The sequence below is a fragment of the Halorubrum tebenquichense DSM 14210 genome (assembly GCF_000337415.1).
Taxonomy (GTDB): domain Archaea; phylum Halobacteriota; class Halobacteria; order Halobacteriales; family Haloferacaceae; genus Halorubrum; species Halorubrum tebenquichense.
Map to the genome: position 1 here is coordinate 1 of NZ_AOJD01000055.1, position 1,882 is coordinate 1,882.

The following is a 1,882-nucleotide window of genomic DNA, read 5'->3' on the forward strand; positions in this document are numbered from 1 at the left end:
GGGTCGCCGAAAATCGAACCGACCCCACCACCCACCACAGGGACCTATAACGGTGTCTAGGGGGACCCCACCCGGCACCTCTCACCTCGCGGTGGGACCGACCGATCTAGTCTGGTGGCGGTCCTCTATCCTCGTCGCGCCGGAAGTCTCCCGACGCAGCCGACACCCAGTCCTCGACGATCGGATCCCACGCCATCAGTGACCAGTCCTCCTCGAGCGCACTGCCGTCACGATCGTCGCCGCCCGGATCGCGTGGATCGAGATCGACGTCGGCGCTAGATCCGTACCGCCGCGACCCCGACGGCAGGAACGACAGCGAGCCACGACCGAGGTACGCACTGATGTAGTGCGCCGCGTTCCGTGCGTCCACCCGCCGGATGTCCACCACCCGGCCGAGGCCGACGCGCTCGGCCAACTGCGACAGTTCCCGCTGCGGCAGGAACCGATCCACGAGCAGGTGCAGGTGCGGCCGGTCCCGCTCGTCTCCCTCGTGCCGCACCCACAGATACGACAGGTTTGGATAGCGGTCCCTCAGTTCCGTCCTCAGCGCGTTCCACCGATCGGTGATGTACTCGTGCTTCTCCTCCTTCGACGCGGGCGCTCTGCGGTCCACTGTGAGCGTCAGGAACCGACGCATCTCCGGGCGCTCCTCCGTGATCCGTTCTATCTCCTCGATCAGTCCCATCCTCAGCCGGTGGCCGCAACACTCGCAGTCCCACGAACCGCAACGGTACGACGCCTGTTCCCCCGATTCTGTCTGGTACTTCAGGTGCGCCAAGTCCTTCCGGCAGTCCGGCCGCTCCCGATCCGGCCCGCAATCCCAGTCCCGACCGAGCCGTGACTGCTCATCCAACTCGACCTCGCCGTCGACGGGATCCGCGCTCACTCCGACCACCCCGACCGACGCGATCGCGAGCTGCTCCACGAGTGGCCCGACAGCACGTCCGGCCCAGCTGGGGCGGCACTATCCGACGACCGCGACGAAGACGAGCCGGTGGCACCGCACCGCACCATAGCCACCGGCACGTCTTCTACCGCACCGCACGGTGGAACGCCTGAATTGGCGAAGCATAGCGGCTCTTGAGTTGTTCTAACTAGCGTCGAGTAAAGACCGCACCGCCGCCGCACCGCCACCGCACAAGATAGCCCCCTCCCGCCGGTCGGGGGCGTGCGGATCGGGCGGCCCTCGAGCCGGGTACGCCGGCTCTCGGGCAAATCAAGATCGCCCGATCCTTGCGGTGGATCGGCGCTTAGTCGTCCAGACCGAGCGTTTCCGTGAACCGTCGAAACACTTACTGACTCGGCTGAGAGAGGACAGAGCGAGGACGAACCCTCCGGCCAAGAGGTTTCCACCGGGCGATTCTGCCACAAATCGCGTCCGGTGGAATCGTCCGTCGCCCGGGCCTTCTCCGGGCATTCACTCACGTTGCGTAGCTTTGACTGCGACGAGAACGACTAGCCCCTTAAAGAATACTGACCTTTCACCCCGGCAGAACATCTACCTATCCCGATACTACCAACACGCCCACATATTGTTATTAGCAGTTCTAACCATAGCCAGACAGAACCCGAAACCGCATGACAGCGCAGGGGTCGCCGATCGCCCCGGAGTATCACCCATCACAACTTACCGCCGTCTTGCGATTCTTCCCCCTGTCGAATCCCGGCCCTATCCGTACAATCGCAGGACGGCGTAAGGATACCCCTGTCTGAACCGCCACAACTTACCGCCGTCTTGCGATTCTCCCACCACAATCACTCGCCCCTCCGCTCCCTAATCGCAGGACGGCGCAAGGGTCGCCGAAAATCGAACCGACCCCACCACCCACCACAGGGACCTATAACGGTGTCTAGGGGGACCCCACCCGGCACCTCTCACCTC

General features: G+C 64.2%; 1 protein-coding gene. It reads right to left on the reverse strand.

The features are described 5' to 3' along the window. Nucleotides 1–106 precede the first annotated feature (106 nt). Nucleotides 107–925, reverse strand: a complete 819-nt coding sequence (locus tag C472_RS10630; RefSeq protein WP_004045523.1) for a rolling circle replication-associated protein — start codon at nt 923–925, stop codon at nt 107–109. Nucleotides 926–1,882 lie beyond the last annotated feature (957 nt).